7 protein-coding genes are annotated in these 17,235 nt (G+C 35.2%); all 7 read left to right on the top strand.

The window, feature by feature from the left end:
* The first annotated feature begins 176 nt into the window (after positions 1 to 176).
* The 7 genes from L1276_RS13020 to L1276_RS12990 all read left to right on the top strand — a co-directional run bounded on the left by L1276_RS13020 (position 177) and on the right by L1276_RS12990 (position 17,160).
* Positions 177 to 3,317, top strand: a complete 3,141-nt coding sequence (locus L1276_RS13020; protein ID WP_253788440.1) for a glycoside hydrolase family 2 TIM barrel-domain containing protein — start codon at positions 177 to 179, stop codon at positions 3,315 to 3,317.
* 7 nt (positions 3,318 to 3,324) lie between these two features.
* Positions 3,325 to 5,643, top strand: a complete 2,319-nt coding sequence (locus L1276_RS13015) for a family 20 glycosylhydrolase (protein ID WP_253788438.1) — start codon at positions 3,325 to 3,327, stop codon at positions 5,641 to 5,643.
* Positions 5,644 to 5,766: 123 nt separating this feature from the next.
* Positions 5,767 to 7,251 (top strand): alpha-L-fucosidase, encoded by a 1,485-nt coding sequence (locus L1276_RS13010; protein ID WP_253788436.1) that lies wholly within the window; start codon positions 5,767 to 5,769, stop codon positions 7,249 to 7,251.
* A gap of 4 nt (positions 7,252 to 7,255) precedes the next feature.
* Positions 7,256 to 9,502: a GH92 family glycosyl hydrolase gene (locus L1276_RS13005; protein ID WP_253788434.1), complete on the top strand. Its 2,247-nt coding sequence runs from the start codon at positions 7,256 to 7,258 to the stop codon at positions 9,500 to 9,502.
* A gap of 13 nt (positions 9,503 to 9,515) precedes the next feature.
* Complete coding sequence (locus L1276_RS13000; RefSeq protein WP_253788432.1) at positions 9,516 to 12,176, top strand: glycoside hydrolase family 3 protein; 2,661 nt, start codon at positions 9,516 to 9,518, stop codon at positions 12,174 to 12,176.
* A 263-nt stretch (positions 12,177 to 12,439) separates the two neighbouring features.
* Positions 12,440 to 15,535 carry a SusC/RagA family TonB-linked outer membrane protein gene (locus L1276_RS12995; protein ID WP_253788430.1) on the top strand — a complete coding sequence of 1,032 codons (3,096 nt, stop codon included), beginning with the start codon at positions 12,440 to 12,442 and terminating at the stop codon, positions 15,533 to 15,535.
* Positions 15,536 to 15,552: 17 nt separating this feature from the next.
* The gene (locus L1276_RS12990; protein WP_253788428.1) at positions 15,553 to 17,160 is read left to right on the top strand and encodes a SusD/RagB family nutrient-binding outer membrane lipoprotein; all 1,608 of its coding nucleotides are present in this window, start codon (positions 15,553 to 15,555) and stop codon (positions 17,158 to 17,160) included.
* Positions 17,161 to 17,235 lie beyond the last annotated feature (75 nt).

The raw sequence follows: 17,235 nt of genomic DNA, 5'->3' as shown, positions 1-17,235 counted from the left end.
AAATCACACACGGAACTCGCCAAAGATTGGCGATTTAAATTACGGAGTTTCTAGTATGATTTCTCGTTTCTCGAAATGACAAACAAAAATTAAAATTTGAAGCACATAGAAATAGATTTTTCTCTCACAATCTATCCCGATAATTATCGGGGCTATGTGTTAAAACAAAAACAAAAATGAAAAAAATAGTATCCATATTAACCTTATTACTTACAACAGCATTATCTATTAATGCTCAGGAAAAAGTTCCGTTTTGGCAGAATGAAAAAATCAATGAAGATAATAGAGAGCCCATGCACGCTGCCTATTATGTTTTTGAAAATGAAACATTAGCGGCTAAAAACGAATGGAGACAATCTAAAAATTACTTAGACATTAACGGAGCCTGGAAATTTAAATATGTTGAAAATCCGGCAGCGCTTCCAAAAGATTTTGAGAAAACTAATTTTGATGATAAAAGCTGGGATAATTTCAGAATTCCGGCAAGTTGGGATGTAAACGGATATGGATATCCAATTTATGTAAATACGAGTTACGATTTTGATTATTTAATGGCACCTAATCCGCCGTTTGTTCCAACAAAATACAATCCTACAGGAGTTTACAGAAGAGAAATCAATATTGATAAATCGTGGGAAGGAAAAGACATTTTTCTTCATATCGGAACAGCTAAGTCAAATTTAACGGTTTGGGTAAATGGTGTTTATGTGGGTTATGGCGAAGATGGAAAATTACCTTCTGAATTCAAATTAAACAAATATGTAAAAACCGGAAAAAATACAATTGCACTTCAGGTAATGAAATGGAATGACGGTTCGTATTTAGAATGCCAGGATATGTGGAGAATGAGCGGAATTACCCGTGATTCTTATTTAGTTGCGAGAAATAAAGCGCATTTAAATGATTTTGAAATTATTCCGGATTTAGATGAAAATTACGTAAACGGAAGTTTAAAAATCTCAACTCAGTTTTCTGATTTAGATAAAAAAGACAGTTACTCTTTAGACGTTCAGTTAAAAGACGGTGACAAAATTATAACATCAAAAAATGTTACCGTTTTAAGCGAAAAACAAACTTTTGATTTTGCAGTAAACAACCCGAAGAAATGGAGTGCGGAAATTCCGAATTTATATCAGGTAAGTTTTATTTTAAAAGACAAAAAAGGAAATGTAATTGAAGTTATCAATCATAATATTGGTTTTAGAAAAGTAGAAATTAAAGGCGGACAGCTTTTAGTAAACGGAAAAGCGATTTACATAAAAGGTGTTAACCGCCATGAAGTGGATCCAATTACAGGGCAGACAATTTCAAGAGAAAGAATGGAACAGGATATTAAATTGATGAAAGAATTTAATATCAATGCCGTGAGAATGTCGCATTATCCAAACGATGAATATTTCTACGAATTATGCGATAAATACGGAATTTATGTTGTCGATGAAGCAAACATTGAATCGCACGGAATGGGTTATGATATTACCAAAACCCTTGGTAATAAACCAGATTGGGAACTGGCGCACATTCAGCGTATGCAGCGTATGATAGAAAGAGATAAAAATCATACCTCAATAATTATCTGGAGTATGGGGAACGAAGCCGGAAACGGTTACAACTTTTACAGAGGTTATTTATGGATTAAAAACCGTGATAAATCAAGACCAATTCAGTACGAAAGAGCTACTGCGGGTGCTTGGGACGGAAAAGATTTAAAATTCGAATGGGATTCAGATATTATTGATCCAATGTACAGTTCTCCAAACAAAATGGAAGAATATATTCTGGCAAATCCAAATCCGTCAAGACCTTACATTCAGTGCGAATATGCGCATGCAATGGGTAATTCGATGGGGAATTTTAAAGATTATTGGGACGTAATTCGTAAATATCCAAACTTTCAGGGAGGATTTATTTGGGATATGATCGATCAGTCAGTTTATAAAAAACTGGATAACGGAACTACAATTTTAGCTTATGGAGGAGATTTTGGACCTAAAGATGTAAAAAGCGATAATAACTTTGTAAACAACGGAGTTTTTACAGTAGACAGAAAACCAAATCCGCATGCATTTGAAGTAAAAAATGTACATCAAAATATTCACACATCTTGGGAAAATCAGGAAACTGCCACTATAAAAGTATATAATGAGTTTTCGTTTAAAGATTTAAGCAACGTCACTTTACATTGGGAATTGTTTTTAGACGGAGTTAAAGATGCATCTGGAATTATCGATTATTTGGCCATTGATCCAACACAGTCAAAAACCTACACACTCCCAATTAAATTAGGGAATAAAAAATTTCAGGAAGCTTTTATAAATATCAGTTATCAGTTAAAACAGGAAGAACCATTTTTACCAAAAGGATTTGAAATTGCTACAGAGCAACTGGCTTATAAAGGAATCTGGAAAAATGATATTACTGTAAAAGGAGATGGGAAAATTACAGTTGAGAAAAAAGTAAATGCGACAGTTTTTAAAAGTGATAAAGCAGTCATTACTTTCGACAAGAAAACCGGATTTATCAGCGGTTATTCATTCAATAATCAGCCTATTGTAAAAGAAGGATACCAATTGCGTCCTAATTTCTGGAGAGCACCAAACGATAATGATTTTGGCGCTAATTTTCAGGTAAACTTAAAGGCATGGAAAGATGCAACAGAAAATCCATCTTTGATAAACTGGACGTTTACGCCAACAAAAGACAATAAAGTTTTAGTAAAAGCAACGTACAGCTTGCCACAAGTTTCTTCGACTTTAGAATTGAATTATGAATTCAACGGAAACGGAGAATTAGCTGTAAAAGAAGTTTTAAATATTGATAAAAACAAAGAACAGCCTATTTTGCCAAGATTTGGAATGGAAGTAATTGTTCCGAGAGATTTCAGCAATATGACCTATTATGGAAGAGGTCCTCATGAAAATTATATCGACAGAAATTACAGTTCAAAAGTAGGATTGTATACACAAACGGTTTCAGAACAATATTATCCATACATCCGTCCGCAGGAAACCGGAAATAAAACCGATGTGCGTTTCTTAGAATTATCAGGTGATAAATTGAAATTAACCGTAACATCTGACGAATTATTGGCCGTAACCGCTTTACATTTCTTAAATGAAGATTTAGACGACGGACTGCAGAAAGACCAAAGACACGCTGCCGAATTGAAGGAAAGAGATTTAACGAGTTTAAAAATCGACTCGAAACAAATGGGAGTAGGAGGAATCGACAGCTGGCAGGCATGGCCAATGGAAAAATATCTTTTGAGAGGCAAAAATTATCAGTATCAATTTAAAATAACACCATCATTAAAATAATTAGAATATGAGAATTATAAAATCTTATTTGATAATCGGTTTTCTTGCTTTTGTAACCTCTTCGTATGCACAGAAAGTTTACACGGAAAGTGATATTCATATCATTCCAAAACCGACTCAGACTCTAATAAAAACGGGTGTTTTTGAATTTAATAAAGACACAAAATTTATTACCGGAAATGATTTTCAGAAAGATGCTTCCAATGCTCTGGCTTCTAAATTTGAAGTTGCAGCAGGATGGAAACCAGAAACGACAACAAAAGCGCCGGCAAGCAATTTTGTTCAGTTTAAAGTTGATCCAAACTTAAAAAATGAAGCTTATATTTTAGATGTAAACGCCAGCAGTATTGTTATTTCGGCAAAAGGAAATGTTGGTTTTTTATACGGTTTAGAAAGTGTGAGACAATTACTTCCAGAAGCAATTGAAAGTAAATATGCGATTAGTTCTGCAAAATGGCAGATTCCAAGTTTGACCATTACAGATGAACCCCGATTTAAATGGAGAGGTTTAATGCTGGATTTATCTCGTCATTTTTTCGATAAAAATTATATTCTGGCTACAATCGATCGTTTGGCAATGCACAAAATGAACGTTTTGCATTTGCATTTAGTTGACGATCAGGGCTGGAGAATCGAAATTAAAAAATATCCAAAACTAACAGAAGTAGGTGCGTGGAGAGTCGATCAGGAAAACTTGTCATGGAACGCCAGACTTGCCGTAAGCGCAGATCAAAAGGGAACTTACGGAGGATTTTTTACTCAGGATGAATTAAGAGAAATTGTAAAATATGCTGCGACAAAAGGCATCGAAGTAATTCCTGAAATCGAAATGCCGGCTCACGTAAGCAGTGCCATTGCATCGTATCCGGAACTGGCTTGTTTTGATCAGAAAATTGGAGTTCCGTCAGGCGGAGTTTGGCCTTTAACAGATATTTATTGTGCAGGAAAAGAGACTACGTTTGAGTTTTTACAAAATGTAATCGATGAAGTAATTACCATTTTTCCTTCAAAATATATTCATATTGGAGGAGATGAAGCAACCAAAACGAATTGGGCAAAATGTCCGCACTGCCAAAAAAGAATTAAAGATGAACACTTAAAAAGTGTAGACGAATTACAAAGTTATTTTGTAAAACGTATGGAAAAATACATCAATTCTAAAGGCAAAAAAGTAATTGGCTGGGATGAAATTTTAGAAGGCGGTCTGGCTCCGGATGCAACTGTAATGAGCTGGAGAGGAACAAAAGGAGGAATTGAAGCGGCAGATCAGGGACACGATGTTATTATGACTCCGGAAACTCCTTGTTATTTCAATTTTTACCAAGGTCCGCAAAACGAAGAACCTTTAGCTTTTGATGCTTATAATCCGTTAAATGAAGTATACAAATTTGATCCTGTAGTTCCAACTATGACACCTCAGGAAGCAGCACATGTATTGGGCGGGCAAGCAAATTTATGGGCAGAACATATTGCTGCTCCAAAGGATTCTGAATATATGATTTTTCCAAGATTAGCAGCATTATCAGAAACATTATGGAGTCCGAAAGAAAAACGCAGCTGGAATAATTTTACAACAAGATTGTTTTCATTATTTAAACGTTACGATTATTTAGGAATCAATTATGCAAAAAGTGCTTATTTGGTTACGGCTTCTTCTACAGCTGATTTAGCTAATAAACAGGTAAAAGTTGAACTGAAAAATGAATTCCCAAATCCGGATATCCGTTATGTTTTGGGAGATAAAAATATAGATCATCACGCTGTAAAATATACAAATCCAATTGAGTTTAAAGAGACGACAATCTTAAAAGCTTCTTTATTTCAGGACGAAAAACCAGTAGGAAAAACATTTACAGATACTATTATTTTTCATAAAGCCGTTGCACACAAAGTAAAATATTTAACGCCTTTTAACCAGAGTTATAAAGGAGATGCCAATACAATGGTCAACACCATTAGAGGAAGTAAAAATTTCCATGACGGACAATGGCAGGCGTGGCTGGTTAACGATATGGAACTGGTAATTGATTTCGAAAAACAGGAAAGTATCGAACAGGTAATCGTAGGAACTTTAGAAAGCCAGGGTGCTGGAGTAAATTTTCCGGTTGAAGTTAAAGTACTGGTTTCAAATGATGGAATTAAATACAAACAAGTTGGAAAAGTGACACGTCCTTATGCTGTAAATGCAGTTCCGGAATTGAAAGATTTTAAAATCAATTTTGCGAAACAAAACGCTCGATTTGTAAAAGTAATCGCTGGTAACTTAAAGAAAAGTCCAAAAGGAGAAAGTTCATGGTTATTCGTAGATGAAATTCTAGTGAACTAATAACAATCAGCATGTTTTTAACTTTGACAAAGTAGAGCAAAGTAAGGAGGCTTTGTTTCAATATGTTAAATGTTGATTTCACAATTAAAAAGAACAAAAACAAAAACCTAAAATAGAATAAAGATGAAAAGAGGAATATTTATAATCGCATTATTATTTTCCGTTCAAATGTTTTCGCAGGCCATTTATGAAGATGAGCGTTATGTACCGGAAACAGATCCGGCAGTATTAAAAAACTTAGATGTATGGCAAGGCAAAAAATTTGGATTATTAATGCACTGGGGAACATACAGCCAATGGGGAATTGTAGAATCATGGTCAATATGCCCGGAAGATTATGGATGGTGCGAACGTAAAAAAGGAAGTAATCCTGCTAATTACAATCAATACATTGCAGATTATGAAGGATTAAGAAAAACATTTAATCCTGTAAAATTCGATCCGGAAAAATGGGCAAAAGCAGCTAAATATGCCGGAATGAAATATATGGTTTTTACAACAAAACACCATGACGGATTCAATATGTATGATACTAAATATTCTGATTATAAGATTACCAGCAAAGATGTTCCTTTTCATACAAACCCAAAAGCAGACGTCTTAAAAGAAGTTTTCAATGCTTTTAGAACTGAAAACATTTCAACTGGAGCTTATTTCTCTAAACCAGACTGGCATAACGAAAATTACTGGGATCCTTATTTTCCTCCATTCGACAGAAACGTAAACTACGATCCGTCATTATATCCGGAAAAATGGCAGAAATATGTTGATTTCACTCACAACCAAATTTTAGAAATTTTGACTAACTACGGTAAAGTAGATATTTTATGGCTTGATGGAGGATGGGTTAGAAAAAGAGACCAAGTTAACATCAAAGAAAACTATGATGAGAAATTTAGTGAAAACGAATCTAAAAACGGTTTTATCAAACACAGAGTTGTAGATCAGGATCCTAAAATGGATGAATTGGTTATCAAAGCTCGTCAAAAACAACCAGGATTAATCGTAGTTGACAGAGCAGTTCATGGGAAAAACCAAAACTACTTAACGCCGGAAGGTCGTGTTCCTGCTAAAACACTGCCTTATCCTTGGGAATCTTGTATTCCGGCAGGCGGAGGATGGTCTTATTCTCCAGGTGCGCAATACATGACAGGAAGACAAGGAATTCACATGTTAATTGATATTGTAGCAAAAGGAGGAAACTTATTATTGAATATTGCACCAAGTCCGGAAGGAGAATGGGACAAAGGCGCTTACGATTTATTGCAGGCTTACGGAGATTGGATGAAAGTAAACAGCACAGCGATTTACGAAACAAAACCAATCGAGCCTTTTAAAGAAGACAACATTTGTTTTACACAAAATAAAGCAGGAAATGTATTTGCATTTTATTTAGCTAAAGAAGGGGAAGATAAAATTCCTGCAGAAGTTACAGTAAAATCTATCAGCCCTAAAAAAGGAACAAAAATTACAATGTTAGGTTCAAAAACTTCTTTAAAATGGACAAAAGAAGGAAATGGATTTAAAGTTGTCATTCCGGAAAACCTTAGAAATAATTTACCGGCAAAAGAGGCTTGGACTTTAAAAATTGAAGCTATTAACAGATAAAAGTATGTTTTCAATATCAAAAAAAATAATATCAAAAACAGCATGTATTTTTTACATGCTGTTTTTTAGCATCAGCATTTTTGCACAAGAACCTGTCGATTTTGTGAATCCGTTTATTGGGACTTCTAATTTTGGAGCCGCTTTTCCGGGACCAATTGCGCCGCGCGGAATGGCAAGCATCAGTCCGTTTAATGTTTCAGGGCCTCAAAACCGACCTTTGGAAAAAGACAGTCAATGGCTTTCTAATCCTTATGTAAATGAAAACACTTTTTTAACCGGATTCAGTCAGGTTAATTTAAGTGGTGTAGGTTGTCCGGAATTGGGTGTTATTTTATTGATGCCGACAACTGGCGATCTTGAAATTAATCATTTAAAATATGGTTCAACATATTCTGATGAAGTAGCAAAAGCCGGCTATTACAGCGTAAACCTCAACAAGTATAAAGTTAAAAGCGAATTTACAGCTTCAAAACGAGTTGGAGTGAGTAGATTCACTTTCCCGAAAGGGCAGTCTAACGTTTTATTAAATCTTGGCGTTGGATTAACAAATGAAGAAGGCGCGATGATTAAAGTGGTTTCTTCGACAGAAATTGAAGGAATGCGTTCTGTTGGTTCATTTTGTTATAACAGTCCCGAGGATGCTTATCCGGTTTATTTTGTGGCTAAGTTTTCAAAACCTGCCGAGAAATTTGGTGTTTGGAAAAAACCTGCCAAATACAATGGCGTTGAAGCACAATGGATGGGATACAACGGCAAAACCAGAATGATGGAAAATACAATAAAAACGGTTGTTGGAGATAGTATTGGAAGTTATTTCAGATATAATTTTGATAAAGAAGAAACCGTTGAAGTTAAAATAGGTATTTCGTATGTGAGTATCGAAAATGCCCGTGAAAACTTAGAAAAAGAAACGGGAAATAAATCATTTGATGCTGTTTATAAAGATACTTATGACGAATGGAACGAAGAACTTTCCAAAATTTTAGTTGAAGGCGGTTCAAAAGATGATAAAACCATTTTTTATACGGCGTTATATCACACTTTAATTCATCCAAATACTTTAAATGATGTCAACGGAGAATATCCGCAAATCAAGAGAAGCAAAATTGGTAAAACCGAAGGTACCCGTTATACCGTATTTTCATTATGGGATACGTATCGAAACATGCATCCGCTAACGTCTTTAGTTTATCCAAAACAACAATCGGATATGATAAAAAGTATGCTTGCCATGTATGATGAAAACGGCTGGCTTCCAAAATGGGAATTAAATTCAACGGAAACATTTACGATGGTGGGAGATCCTGCAAGTATCGTTATAGTCGATGCCTGCTTAAAGGGAATCCAGGATTTTGACTTTAACAAAGCCTACTATGCCATGCTAAAAGGTGCAGATAAAACTGAAAACAATCCACTGCGTCCGGGGCTTAAAGAATACATAGATAAAGGGTATGTATCAACAAATTATAAAGGACCTGTTTCTACAACGCTCGAATATAATACATCAGATTATGCGATTTCACTTTTAGCGAAAGCTTTGGGAGAAAAAGATGATTATAAGCGTTTTACAAAACGTTCATTATCCTACCGAAAATTATATGATAAAGATTTAAAATTACTTCGTCCAAGAACAGCTGACGGAAAATGGTATGAACCTTTTGATCCTGAAGCCGGAGCCAATTTTCAGGAAAATGTTGGTTTTATTGAAGGGAATGCGTGGCAATATGCTTTTATGGTGCCACATGATATTAAAGGATTGATAAAGCTAATGGGCGGTGACAAACCTTTCTCGGATCAATTGCAAAAAGTTTTTGATATTAAACAATTTGATATGGCAAACGAGCCGGATATCGCTTATCCTTATTTATTCAATTATATAAAAGGGGAGGAATGGAAAAGTCAGGAAATGGTGAAGAAATTAGTGGGAGAATATTTCAAAAATGAACCAAAAGGATTACCAGGAAATGACGATACCGGAACAATGTCGGCTTGGTTAGTTTATTCGATGATGGGAATTTATCCTATATCGCCGGGAGATCCAATTTACACCATTACGGCGCCAATGTTTCATAGAGTGACGATCAAATTAGATCCAAGATATTATAAAAAAGAAAGTATTGTAATTGAAAGACAAATCAATAATGATGGAAAAATCAATTCGATTGAGCTAAACGGAAAAACACTTAATAGCTTTTTTATTTCGCACGAAGATTTTGTGAATGGAACAAAGCTTAAAGTGATTCAAAATTAAAAACAACACAATTATGTTACAACTCAAAATCAAAAAAACAGCCATTATTTTTTTAATGGCTGTAGGTTTTTTTAACCAAACCTATGCGCAGAAGAAATTCCCGTATCAAGATCCAAAATTACCAGTAGAAGATAGGGTAAAAGACTTGTTAAGTCGTATGTCGCTTGAAGAAAAAGCACGCCAGATGGATATGTACAGAGGAGACTTTTTTAAGGATAAAGAAGATTTTGCTAAGACGAAATCAGGTGAGAAAATTGGAAAATTAGGAATTGGAGCTATTCATGATCTTTATCCGCGTTCAGCGAAAATGATCAACGATCTTCAGACCAATGTAATTAAAGGAAACCGCTGGGGGATTCCAGCCTTGATTATGTGTGAAATGCTTCATGGTTATTTGGATGAAGGAAGTACAACTTTCCCGATGAATATTGGTCTTGGTGCAACTTGGGATATCGCAGTAATGGACAAAGTTGGAAAAGTAATTGGTGCAGAAGCAAGAGCGCATGGAGTACACTTTGGTTTTGGGCCTAACTTAGATTTAGGACGTGAACCAAGATGGGGACGTGTTGCTGAAACTTTTGGTGAAGATGCGTACTTAAACAGCGAAATTGGTCTGGCTATGATTAAAGGAATGCAGGGCGATGATTTAAAATCAGATCGTTCGATTATTGCAGAACCTAAACACTTTGCAGTTCATGGTATTCCGCAGGCAGGAGGAAATTCTTCTCCAATTTTAGTGGGAGAACGTTCTGCAAGAGAAGACCACTTGCCATCTTTTGAAAAAGCTTTTAGAAAAGGCGGTGCTTTAGGAACTATGTGTGCTTATTCTGAGTTAGACGGAATTCCTTGTGCAGCTAATAATTGGTTATTAACTCAAGTTTTGAGAAATGAATGGGGTTTCAAAGGACTTGTAGTTTCAGATTTAGGAGCTATTAAATACATTCAAACTACTCATAAAGTTTCTGATTCTCCAAAAGAAAGTATTCGTGAAGCGGTTTCAGCAGGAGTTGATATGCAGTTTTATGATTTTAGCAATGAATTTTGGCAGAACACAATTATTGAATTAGTAAATGAAAAGAAATTGACAATGGAAAATATCGACCGTGCCGCGGGAGGAGTTTTGCGTTTGAAATTCTTATTGGGATTATTTGAAAATCCGTACACAGAAAAAAATCTGATTAAAGAACGTTTTCATACCAAAGAAAATCAGGATGTTGCTTTAGAAGCAGCTCAAAAATCTATGGTTTTATTGAAAAATGATAACAACATTTTACCATTAAGCAAAAGTCTTAAAAACATTGCGGTTATCGGACCAAATGCAAATGCTTCAAGATTGGGAGGTTATGCTCCAAAGAACAGCGTTGGTATGACGGTTTATGAAGGAGTACAGCAATTAGTTGGAAAAACTGCGAATGTAGTCTATGAAGAAGGTGTTCCGTTGATTGTAAAAGGACAAATTATTCCATCTAAATATTTATTTACGCCGGATGAAGCTCAAAACGGATTAAAAGGAGAATATTTTAACAACAGAAACCTGGAAGGAGCTCCAGCTTTAACTCGTATCGATAGTCAGTTAGAGTTTGACTGGCCTTGGGCGCCTGGTGATGGTGTTAATGTGGATGACTTTTCTATTCGTTGGACAGGATTCTTAAAATCAGATCAGGCACTAGACGGCTGGTTAGGTTTAAGTTCTGATGACGGAATCAGAATGTATATTGATGACCAATTGGTAATCGACAACTGGACAAAAGGAGCGACAAGCATGGTGACGGTTCCAAAAAATATCGAAAAAGGTAAAAAATATAAAGTCCGCATTGAAATGTGGGAAGGAGGCTGGGGAGCCAGAGCTCATTTCCGTTGGAATTTAGAAAAAGTAAACTTACAACCGGCAATCGAAGCGGCTAAAAAAGCCGATGTTGCAATTGTTGTTTTAGGAGAATCTAACGAATTGGTAGAAGAAAACAGAGATGTAGCTTCTTTAGACTTATTCGGAATACAGCAGCAATTGATCGAAGAGATCCAAAAAACGGGAACTCCTGTAGTTTGTGTATTATTAAACGGTCGTCCGCTTTCTACAAACTGGATTGCAGAAAACATTCCGGCAGTGCTTGAAGGATGGTTTCCTGGAGAGCTAGGAGGAAGAGCTGTAGCTGATGTTTTATTTGGAGATTACAACCCGGGTGGAAGATTACCAATCACAGTTCCAAAATCAGTTGGACAGTTACCTATATATTATAACCAAAAACCATCTGCGATTCATAAATACGTTGCAGAGAGCGAACATCCATTATATACATTCGGTTACGGATTGAGTTATACTAAGTTTACCTATTCAAACCTTAAAATCAGCTCTTCGTCGATAAAAGCAGACGGGGAATTAAAAGTTACAGTAGATGTTAAAAATATTGGAGACAGAGACGGAGATGAAGTTGTTCAGTTATATATTAATGATGTATATAGTTCTGTAACGACACCAGAAAAAACGTTAAAAGGATTCAAAAGGTTAAATATCAAAAAAGGTGAAGTTAAAAATGTTGAATTTACACTTACAAGCGATGAGCTATCTATCTGGAACAGAGAAATGAAGCGTGTTGTAGAGCCAGGTGATTTTGAAGTAATGGTGGGCGGAAATTCGACTGATTTATTGAAAACTAACTTTAAGGTTTTAAACTAAAAACCGTTAAAATAGATAATATGTTTAACGATTAAGATAATTAAAAAAGAATGTTGTTAAAGAAACGATAAATCACTCAGATTTATTCAATCTCAGACTAGTGAATAAAGAGGATAAAGATTACAATTTAAAACGTTTTCGTACCCTAAAAAGATAAATGTATGACGAACACCTTTTGAAACTTGTCATTTGTCGAAATTATATTTTGTTAACAAAATGTATTCTTAAGTTTAACATGTTATTAACTCAAAAAACAACTAAATATGATCAAGGACGTACTAAAATTACTGTTGGTGATATGCTTATTTGGATTCCAAAGTATGCAGGCACAAACTACAGTAAAAGGAACGATAACAGATGCTCAAAGCGGAATTCCGATCCCTGGAGCAAATGTTGTTGTTAAAGGAACAAAAACAAGTACATCATCAGATTTTGATGGTAAGTACACAATTACAGTTCCAAATCAATCAGCAGTTTTGGTTTTCTCTTATGTTGGTTCAGCTTCAAAAGAAGTGGCCGTAGGAACTCAAACTACAATTAACGCGGCTTTGGGAGCATCCACTCAGCAATTAGGAGAGGTAGTGGTAACTGCTCTTGGTATTAAAAGAGAGAAAAAAGCAATTACTTACTCCGCTCAAAACATTGCAGTAGGAGAGCTTTCAGAAGCAAGATCATTAAACGTTGCCAACTCACTTTCGGGTAAAGTTGCGGGTCTTAACTTCTCTACAACATCAAATGGTGTTGGTTCTTCTTCAAGAATTACATTAAGAGGTAACAGATCGCTTACTGGAAACAACCAGCCATTATATGTAGTGGATGGTGTGCCAATTAGTAATGGTACTGGTGCTGGTAATGATAATGTTGATACAGGAGGTACAACACAGCCAGATGGTATTTCAAACATTAATCCTGAAGATATTGCTTCGATGACGGTTTTGAAAGGACCATCTGCAGCAGCACTTTATGGAACCAGAGCAAGTAATGGTGTTATTGTTATTACTACTAAATCTGGTAAAGCAGGAAAAACTTCGGTTTCGTTGTCATCTAACTTTATGGCTTCGTCTGCTTACGATTTGATAAATTTCCAAAATGAATATGGACAAGGAGATTTAGGAAACTACAGCTCATCTTCAGCTTCAAGCTGGGGGCCAAAATTTGATGGAAGACAAGTTCCTGCATGGCAGTTGGTTCGTAATCCTAATTATTCTGGACCTGCAACTACAGATTACACAGCGCAGCCAAACAATGTTCAGGATTTTTATAAAACAGGTTATAACTTAGCGAATACATTATCTATTACATCTGGAAATGAAAAAGCACAAGGTTATTTCTCATATACTAACACACGTGCTGAAGGTATTGTTGGAGGAAATCAGCTTGACAGACATAATCTTAATTTAAGATTTACAAGTAAACTTACAGATAAATTATCTTTAGATGCAAAAACAAACTACATTGTTCAGGATATTGATAATTTGTTAAGAACAGGAGAAGAATCTATTGGTACTTCTGCTTACTTATTGCCTCGTAGTATCAAATACAATGATTATAAAGATTTTGAATATACGGATGCAGCAGGACAATTACAAAAAAATTATTTTGTAGACAGATCTGGAACTCCTGGAGGAAACCCTTTCTGGTCAGCATTACGTGATAATGATCGTCAGGACAAAAGAAACAGATTCATTGGATTAGCCTCTCTTAAATATGATTTTACAAGTACTTTAAGTTTACAAGTTAGAACTGGTTTAGATCAGACAACAAATAAAATCGTTACAAAAAAATACGCTACCGCAGAATTTAACCAAAACGTAGGTAACTATAATGAGTTTTATGAAACAGCAACAGAATTAAATACAGATGCTTTACTTTCTTATAACGAGAAATTTGGAGATTTCAATGTAGGAATCAATGGTGGTGCCAGTATACTAAAACAAAATAGTTCTTCATTAAGTTCAGGAGGACGTTTAGGAAAGAGAAATTATTTCGCAATGTCGAATGTACCGGTTGTAGAAGCAAATTCTTCGACTTCAGAAAGACAAATTAACTCTGTTTATGGTTTCTCACAAATTGGATTTAGAAATTACTTGTTCTTAGATTTAACAGCAAGAAATGATTGGTCTTCTGCTTTACCTGCCAATAATAGATCATTCTTTTATCCTTCTGTAGGTTTATCTGGAGTTATATCAGATATGGTTACTTTGCCAGAAGTTATCAGCTTTGCTAAATTAAGAGCTTCTTATGCTAAAGTAGGTAATGATACAAATCCTTATCAAACAAGTTCAAGAGTTACTTATATTGGAGGTAATGGAGGTATTTTATTTCCTCAATCAACTGCAGGAAATCCAAATTTACGACCAGAGATGTCTAACTCTGTAGAGTTTGGTGCTGACATTAGATTTTTCAACAGCCGTTTAGGATTAGATGTTACGTATTTCCAAACTAATACAAAAGATCAAATATTCTATATTAATACTCCAGAATCATCTTCTAAAGAAAGAGCGATTGTTAACGGAGGGGAGATTCAAAATAAAGGTTTCGAGGCTATTCTTACAGCAACTCCGGTTCAAACAGAAAACTTTACATGGGATATTACTACTAACTTCGCAACTTACAAATCTGAAGTAAAATCAATTTACGGAGGAAGAGATGAATTAGTTTTAGGCCAGGGAAGATTGGTTAGAAGTAAAGTTGTTTTAGGTGGTGAATATGGAGATTTATATGTTAAAGGTTTCCAAAGAGATCCAAACGGAAATATTATTGTAAACAGTGCAGGTTTGCCATTGGCAACTAATGGATTTGATGTTAGAGCTGGAAATTTTAATCCAGACTGGACAGCAGGTTTCAGAAACAGTTTCAAATACAAAGATTTCTCTTTAAGTTTCCTAGTTGATTTTAGAATTGGTGGTGAAGTTATTTCATACACACAAGCTAGAATGGCAGGTTTAGGGGTAAGTGATCTTACTCTTGACGGAAGAGCTGGTGGTATTATTGTTCCTGGTGTAGTTGATAACGGTAACGGAACTTATTCTCCAAATACAACAAGTATCACAGCAGAACAATACTGGACATCAATTGGGCAAAGAGATCCAGTAGCAGAACCTTTTATCTATGATGCTACAAACATTAGATTAAGAGAACTTGTTTTTGGTTATTCATTACCAAAACGTCTTTTAGGAGATTCAGGTTTTAAAAGTATTGATTTCTCATTAGTAGGAAGAAATTTATTCTTCTTCGTGAACAAAGCTAAATATTTTGATCCAGAAGCAGGTGCTGGTACAGGAAACTTGCAAGGTGTAGAGTCTTTCAACATTCCTACTACAAGAGAATATGGGGTAAATGTTAAATTTGGATTTTAATTAAATAAAGAGATATCATGAAATATAGTTTTAAAATAAAAACATTAGGAGTTGCATTAATGGCAGTTTCTATTTTATCGAGCTGTACAGGCGATTTTGATGAAATAAATACAGATCCTAATTCGTTGACAGAAGATCAGATAGATGCTTCTATGACAGGACCGGCATTTGCGACAGCTCTTTATGCAGGTATTCATAATGGAGCTGGTGAAGCTACTAAATATGCAGATGATCAGGGAACATGGGGTATTGCAACAGGTATTTTGTCTTCTAGTTTCATCCATTATCTTTCTTCTGGTTATGGTACAGAAAGAAATGATTTCGTAAATGGTTACGAGTCAAGAGGATGGACAAGATTCTATACAATTGCAGTTCCAGGTTTAAATTATGCTTTTAAAGCAGCTGAAGGAAATGCTGAAGCTACAGCAATCCTTAAAATATGGAAAGTTTTTATGTATAACCAAATGGTTGATGCTTACGGACCAATTCCTTATTCTGAAGCTGGTAATGGTAAAGAAAAAATAGCTTATGACAGTGTAGAGTCTATTTATGAAGACTTTTTTAAATTGTTAAATGAATCAAATGCAGTATTAAGCTCTACTTCTGTAAATACAGTTTTAGGTTTTGAATCAAATGATAGAGTTTACCAAGGAAGTACTGATAAATGGAGAATTTTTGGTAACAGTTTAAGATTACGTTTAGCATTAAGAATTTCTGATGTACAGCCTGCTAAAGCTAAAACTGAAGCAGAAGCAGCTGTTGCAGCTGGTATTATGCAAAATAATCAGCAAAGCGCTTATTTCGCAGTTAGTACTATTACGCCAAACAACTTAAATATGGTTGTAGGCGGATGGGGTTATAAAATGACATCTTCTATGGAAAGTCTTTTATTAGGATACAGCGATCCAAGGTTACAAAAATGGTTTTCACCAGGAAATACAGGTATTTATATTGGTAGACCAGCTGGTACTTTAAACAACTATTTTGATGAAGAAAAGAACAAAGCTTTCTCTCCTTTTAATGAAAATGTTTTAGGTTTAGGACCAAATCCAGGTTCTGCTCCTTTAAGTAATACTAAAAACATCGAAATCTTTATGGCTTCTGAAAACTTTTTTACAAGAGCAGAAGGTGCATTAAACGGTTGGAATATGGGTGGAAGTGCTCAGTCTCTATATGAAGAAGGAATTAGATTGTCTATGGCACAATGGGGAATTACAGATCCTGCTGCAATCAACAATTATATTGCAGGAACTTCATTGCCAACTGCTCCAAATGTTAATACACTTTATCCAGGTTTAGTAACAGAAAGTATTCCGGTGAAATTACCAGTTGCATGGTCAGCTTCTATTGCAGATCAGCGTACGCAAATTGCAGTTCAAAAGTATTTAGCAATTTTCCCGGAATCTTGGGAAGCTTTTGCTGACTTAAGAAGAAGTGATGCTAAAGTAATCTACCAGCCGCTTAACACAGATAATACTGATGCAGGAGTTGGAAAAAGTCTGCTAAAAAGGATTATCTACGTTACAAACGAATATTCTGCAAACAGAGATGCTGTTCAAGATGCTATTACAAAACTAGGAGGTCCTGATACCGGAGGAACAAAACTTTGGTGGGACACTAAATAATTAATTTGGTTGAGTAAAGAGACACACACTCTTTATTTAAAAATTCAAAAGGAGAGGAAACTCTCCTTTTGTTTT

Source organism: Flavobacterium sp. HSC-32F16 (genome assembly GCF_024171645.1).
GTDB lineage: Bacteria > Bacteroidota > Bacteroidia > Flavobacteriales > Flavobacteriaceae > Flavobacterium.
Note: the sequence above shows the minus strand (reverse complement) of the source record. Positions and strands in the feature narration are given on the sequence as shown.